Annotated in this window: 3 protein-coding genes; 1 reads left to right on the forward strand and 2 read right to left on the reverse strand. The window is 71.1% G+C overall.

Annotated features, from left to right (window positions below; all coding sequences use genetic code 11):
• The coding region (polA, locus tag VI078_05470) for a DNA polymerase I (protein HEY5998737.1) at nt 1-1,856 on the forward strand (1,856 nt) is incomplete at its 5' end.
• Between the two features lie 31 nt (nt 1,857-1,887).
• Here polA and VI078_05475 read toward each other — a convergent pair.
• Both VI078_05475 and VI078_05480 read right to left on the reverse strand, forming a co-directional pair.
• The gene (locus tag VI078_05475) at nt 1,888-2,925 is read right to left on the reverse strand and encodes a potassium channel protein (protein HEY5998738.1); all 1,038 of its coding nucleotides are present in this window, start codon (nt 2,923-2,925) and stop codon (nt 1,888-1,890) included.
• A gap of 33 nt (nt 2,926-2,958) precedes the next feature.
• The coding region (locus VI078_05480) for a hypothetical protein (GenBank protein HEY5998739.1) at nt 2,959-3,350 on the reverse strand (392 nt) is incomplete at its 5' end.

Genomic DNA, 3,350 nt, shown 5'->3' on the forward strand with positions numbered 1-3,350 from the left:
GCGAGGCGGCGGGCGCCGAACCTGCCGGCGAGGCCGGGGAGCGCCCGCGCTGCGACTATCGGCTGGTTGTGACGCGCGACGAGCTGGCGGCGCTGGTCGCGCTGCTGCGGGGCTCCGGCGGCTTCGCGATCGACCTCGAGACGACGAGCCTCGAGCCGCTGCGGGCCGAGATCGTCGGGCTCTCGTTCTCGGTGGCGCCGCACCAGGCCTGGTACGTCCCCGTCGGGCACCGCTATCTCGGCGCGCCGGAGCAACTGTCGCTGGCGGAGGTCCTGGCGGCGCTCGCGCCGGTGCTCACCGACCCGGCGCTGCCCAAGTACGGCCAGAACATCAAGTACGACCTGCTGGTGCTGGCGCGCGCGGGCATCGAGCTTGCGCCCATCGGCTTCGACACGATGGTCGCCTCCTACGTCATCAACCCGACGCGCCACCAGCACAACCTCAGCGAGCTGGCGCTCGAGCACCTCTGCCAGCGCGTGAGCGTCTACGCCGACGTCGCGGGCTCGGGCAAGAAGCAGGTGCCGTTCGCCGAGGTCGAGGTGCAGAAGGCGTGCGACTACAGTTGCGAGGACGCCGACGTCGCCTTCCGCCTGACGAAGCTGCTTGCGCCAAAGATCGAGGAGCTGGGGTTCCACGACCTCTACTACGACCTGGAGCTGCCGCTGGTGTCGGTGCTCGCGCGCATGGAGCGCAACGGCGTGCGCATCGACGCCCAGCGGCTGCGCGATGCTTCGAAGGAGACGGATGTCCAGCTCCAGGAGCTGATGCGGCGCATCTGGGTGCTCGCGGGGCAGGAGTTCAACATCAACTCGCCGAAGCAGCTCGCGGAGGTGCTCTTCGACAAGCTGGGGCTGCCGGTGGTGCGCCGCACGAAGACCGGGCGCTCGACCGACGAGGACGTGCTGACGCGGCTGGCCGCGGCCCACGAGCTGCCGGCCGAGATCCTCGCCTGGCGCTCGCTGGCGAAGCTCAAGAACACCTACCTCGACGTGCTGCCGATGCTCGTGAACCCGGACACCGGGCGCGTGCACACCTCGTTCAACCAGACGGTGACGGCGACCGGGCGGCTGTCGTCGTCGGATCCCAACCTGCAGAACATCCCGGTCCGCACCGAGCTGGGGCGGCGCATCCGCGAGGCGTTCGTCGCCGCGCCGGGCAACGTGCTGATCTCGGCCGACTACTCGCAGATCGAGCTGCGGATCATGGCGCACCTCTCCGGCGACGCCGAGCTGTGCGCGGCCTTCGCGCGGGGCGAGGACGTGCACGCGCGCACCGCGGCGGCGATCTTCGGCGGCGAGCCGGCGGCGGTGACGGGCGAGCAGCGGCGCACGGCCAAGACGATCAACTTCGGGATCATCTACGGCATGGGCGCCTACGGGCTCTCCCAGCAGCTCGGGATCGACCAGAAGGAGGCGAAGGGCTTCATCGACCGCTACTTCGAGCGCTACCCCGGCGTGCGCGCCTGGCTCGACCGCACGGTCGTCGAGGCGCGACGCACCGGCTACGTCGAGACGCTGCTTGGACGGCGGCGCTACCTGCCGGAGATCCAGTCTTCGAACCGCGGCGTTGCGCAGTTCGCCGAGCGCATGGCGACGAACACGCCGCTGCAGGGGACGGCGGCCGACATGATCAAGAAGGCGATGCTGGCCATCGACGGGGAACTGACGGCCGCCGTGGGGCGCTGGCGCTCACTCATGGTCCTGCAGATCCACGACGAGCTGCTCTTCGACGTGCCGCTCGCCGAGGCGGACGCGCTCGCGGCGATGGTCCGCGAGAAGATGGAGGGCGTGGTGCGGCTCGCCGTCCCCGTGGTCGTGGACGTCGGCCGCGGCGCGAATTGGGCGCAGGCCCACTAGGGGCGGCGGCGCGGCCCGGGGACGCGCAGGCTCAGGCGCCCTTCAGCTGCCCCAGCAGCCGCTCCAGCTGCTGGCGCTCCTCGGGCGAGCCCATGAAGACGATCGTGTCCCCCGCCTGCATCACGTAGTCGCGCGGCGGGTTGTACGTCCAGCCCTCGGCGTGGCGCACGGCGAGCAGCAGCAGCTTCGCGAAGCGCTGCAGCTCGAGCGCGGCGAGCGGCCGGCCGACCACCGCCGCGGGGACCGCCAGCTCCTCGATCCGCAGCCGCTCGTCCTCGCGGCGGAGCATGACGTCGAGAAAGCCGACCACGGCCGGGCGCAGCATCTCGGAGGCCATGCGCAGGCCGCCGATGCGCGTCGGCGAGACCGCCGAGTCGGCACCCGCGCGCTGCATCTTCTCGCTGTTGCGCGGCTCCTCGCAGCGCGCCACGACGCGCACCCTCGAGTTGAGCTGGCGCGCCGAGAGGCTGATCACCATGTTCAGGTTGTCGTCGCCGGTCACCGCGAAGAGCCCGCGCGCCCGGTCGATCCCCGCGCGCCGCAGCGTCTCGTTGTCGGTGGCGTCGCCGATGACGACCGCGGGCCCGTCGTCGCCGCCGTGCAGGCGCTCGATCTTCTCGCGGTCGGCGTCGACGACGACGTAGGGGCGCTGCGTGGCAGCGAGCTCGCGCGCGACGTGCGAGCCGACGCCGTCGGCGCCGCAGACGATGTAGTGGTCGCGCAGCTTCTCGATCCGCTTGTCCATCTTTCTCCTCCGGAAGGCCTCGTTGAGCTCGCCCTCCACCACGAAGGCCGTGAGGCTCATCATGATGTAGGTCATGATGCCGATGCCGGTGAACGAGAGGAACATCGTGAAGACCCGGCCCCACGGGCTGTGCGAGAGGTCGATGATCTCGCCGTAGCCGATGGTGGCGATCGTGATCACCACCATGTAGAGGCTGTCGAGCCAGGTGGCCTGCTCGCCGCCGATGTGCTTGTACGTCGCCGTGCCGACGGCGAGCACCGCGAACAGCGCCCCGCCGGTGAACAGCGCCTTGCGGCGAATCTTCGCGTGCAGGGCCTCGGCCATCGTCTCTCTGAACCCCCGCCGCGGCCCCCCGCGTCAGTGGATGTCCTTGAGCTTCTGCTGGAGCGCCCGGGCCTTCTCCATGTCCTTCGCCGCCTTCGGGTGCTCCGGGTTCAGCGCGAGCGTCCGCTCCCAGGCGCGGATCGCCTCGTCCAGCTGCTGGTTGATGTAGAAGCGCACGCCGGCCGTGTAGGACTCCTCGGCCTTGTCGTGCTTGCGCCGCTCGACCGCGGCGATCGCCTCGGCCGCGTCCTGGCGCTCGGATTTGCGATAGGCCGAGGCGGCGTCCGCGTAGCGCTCGTCCCGGAGGGCGGCGTCGCCGGCGGCGAACCAGGCGTTGCCCGCCAGCTCGCGGGCGCGCGCGCCGACCGCCGCGTTGTCCGCGAGCGCTGCGGCCGCGGCCGCGGCCTCCTCGTACTTGTTCGCGT

Source organism: bacterium (genome assembly GCA_036524115.1).
GTDB lineage: Bacteria > JAUVQV01 > JAUVQV01 > JAUVQV01 > DATDCY01 > DATDCY01.